Source organism: Prosthecobacter sp., assembly GCF_046154365.1.
Classification (GTDB): domain Bacteria; phylum Verrucomicrobiota; class Verrucomicrobiia; order Verrucomicrobiales; family Verrucomicrobiaceae; genus Prosthecobacter.
Map to the genome: position 1 here is coordinate 1 of NZ_JBJXFV010000019.1, position 2,525 is coordinate 2,525.

Annotated in this window: 3 protein-coding genes; all 3 read left to right on the forward strand. The window is 59.4% G+C overall.

From position 1 onward, the window contains the following. A partial coding sequence (locus ACKVY0_RS02165; protein ID WP_409213143.1) for a sensor histidine kinase occupies window positions 1-776 on the forward strand: 776 nt, incomplete at its 5' end. Then, window positions 773-1,192 (forward strand): response regulator transcription factor, encoded by a 420-nt coding sequence (locus ACKVY0_RS02170; protein ID WP_409213144.1) that lies wholly within the window; start codon window positions 773-775, stop codon window positions 1,190-1,192. The genes ACKVY0_RS02165 and ACKVY0_RS02170, both read left to right, overlap by 4 nt. Beyond that, window positions 1,189-1,869: a response regulator gene (locus ACKVY0_RS02175; protein ID WP_409213145.1), complete on the forward strand. Its 681-nt coding sequence runs from the start codon at window positions 1,189-1,191 to the stop codon at window positions 1,867-1,869. Before ACKVY0_RS02170 ends, ACKVY0_RS02175 begins: the two co-directional genes overlap by 4 nt. The last annotated feature ends 656 nt before the right edge of the window (window positions 1,870-2,525 follow it).

A 2,525-nucleotide genomic window follows, 5' to 3' on the forward strand; every position in this document is an offset into this window, starting at 1 on the left:
TGCGCTCCAAGGTCGCCGTCTTCGCTGAGCTGCACCGCAAGACCCGCGACCTCGCCGAGGCCAACCGCATGCTACTTATCGAAGTAGCCGAGCGCCGCCGTGCCGAAGAGCAGTTGCGGGCCTTGACGCACCGCGTGGTGCAAGCCCAGGAAACCGAGCGCTGGCACGTGGCTCTGGATTTGCACGACAACATCACCCAGATGCTCTGCGCCATCCTCGTCCGCAGTCAGGCGCTGGCGGAAAAACTCTCCGACGACGACGGCCCCTCCAAGGGTGAAGCCCTGCAACTGCGGGAGATGCTGGGCACTGCCGCCAGTGAAGTGGAGCGCATCTCGCGCAATCTGCGGCCCGGTGTGCTCGAGATCCTGGGACTCGAAGCCGCCCTGCGAGCCACCAGCACCGAGTTCGCGGAGCGGACCGGCTTGGCCGTCGAACTGAACAGCGTGAAGCTGGAGCAGCGCCTGCCCCACCGCACCGAGGTGGCGTTCCTCCGCATTCTCCAGGAGGTCTTGAAGAACGTGGAGCAACACGCCCGCGCCACCCACATCACCGTGGCGTTGACCCAAGCGAACGACGCGGTGCAACTGACGATCCAGGACAACGGCATCGGCTTCGACTCCGCCAAACCAAATAAGAAAAACGGCCTCGGCCTGCTCGGCATGATCGAGCGAGCGGCCGCCGTCGGTGGATCATTCCGCATCGAGTCCGCCCCCGGCCAACCCACGACGGTGCGCGTAGAGATACCCGTCGGCGAATCCGAAATCTGTCCCCAATGAAACGCATCACCGTCCTGCTTGCCGATGACCACACGATTGTACGTGAAGGGCTGCGTGCCATACTCCAGTTGGAAGCCGACATGGAGGTCGTCGGTGAAGCCTGCAACGGGCATCAAGCCGTCGCCCTCGCCACCCAGTTGGTGCCGGATGTCGTGGTCATGGATCTGGCCATGCCGCTGCTCAACGGGCTGGAGGCCCTCAAACGCATTCGGGCGAGCACCCCCGCGTCCACCAAGGTGCTGGTGCTCTCCTCCTACGACGACGCCGCCTATGTGCAGCAGGCCAGGGCGCTGGGTGCAGCGGGTTACCTGGTCAAGCAAAACGATGCTCATATCCTGGCCACGGCGATCCGTGAGATTTATCAAGGCCGTGTTTACTTTAAGCCCATCAAACCCGTATCCCTGCAATGCCCATGAAACTCATCACCGTCCTACTGGCTGAAGACCATGCCATCGTCCGCGAAGGTCTGCGGGCTTTCTTGAAACTTGAAGCCGGCATTGAAGTCGTCGGCGAAGCGGAGAACGGCCGCCAGGCCGTGATGCTGGCCGCCCAGCTCCGTCCCGATGTCGTCGTCATGGACATCGCCATGCCACTGCTCAACGGCATGGAGGCGACGCGGCAGATCCTCCACGCCACCCCCGCCATCAAGGTGCTCATACTCTCTGCGCACAACGATGATGCCTACGTTGAGCAGGTCATGGCGCTCGGCGCGTCGGGCTACCTGATCAAACAAACCGCCGCCCATGTGCTGCCGGAGGCCATCCGCCAGGTCCACCAAGGGAAAGCCTTCTTCAGCCCCGTCATCGCCAAACGCCGCAATCATCAGAAACAGAAATCGCATGATCGTGGCGAACTGAGCACCAAGAAAGATGCCAGCGTGTTGAGTTCCCGCGAGATGGAGGTGCTCCAGCTCATCGCCGAAGGCAAAGCGAACAAAGAAACCGCCGATGAGCTGCACATCAGCGTCAAGACCGTCGAAAAACACCGCCAGAGCCTCATGGACAAGCTCAACATCCACGACACCGCCGGTCTCACCCGCCACGCCATCGCCACCGGCATCATCGAAAGCAGTGTGCAGGTGACGATTGTCTAGCGCGTGTGGCGGCATTCGGGGGCGGGCATGCTCCTGACTATACTTGGAGTCATCAAGATGGGTGATTTTTGCCGCAGATTCAGGGAAGCCACCGATTGTTTTTTGTCTGGTAATCTGCGGTTTTCCTGAATCTGCGGCCAATCCTCCGTTTCACAAAATGTGAAGACGCGCAGTATAACTGGCCGGCAAAAAGATGGGCGGTAAAAAATGGAAACCACTGATTCCCAATCTTTTTGCCGCGCATTTTTTTGCCGGCGAAAGTTTCTCCCTTCTCCACACTTCAGCGCAGCGGCGTTCGCTTACTCCCGACCAAAGCACCCAGCGCATCAAACGTGCGGCTCAGACCGCCTTACCCCAGGGGAAACTCAGTGATCCAGTTCTGCTCTGCGACCGTCCAGCCTCTGCGGTTCAATCCAACTTAACCGCAGAAGTTGGACGGTCGCAGAGGCTCATTGACATTCCTTGTCAGACGCCACTGCAAAAAGTCACACGGCCCGGTGAAAATGACGAATGACGAAATACCCAATGTCGAAATAATGTCGAAGTTCTAATGACGAACGTGAAGCGCTAATCAGCCTGGCGTGGGCATTCAGAGCGCTTTTAGCGCCTTCGGATTTTAGGCATTCGTTCGTCATTCGGATTTCGTCATTCGTCAT

Excerpts from the sequence above, each read along its gene's own strand:
- ACKVY0_RS02170 (WP_409213144.1), top strand. The coding sequence starts at position 773 with ATGAAACGCATCACCGTCCTGCTTGCCGATGACCACACGATTGTACGT.
- ACKVY0_RS02175 (WP_409213145.1), top strand. The coding sequence starts at position 1,189 with ATGAAACTCATCACCGTCCTACTGGCTGAAGACCATGCCATCGTCCGC.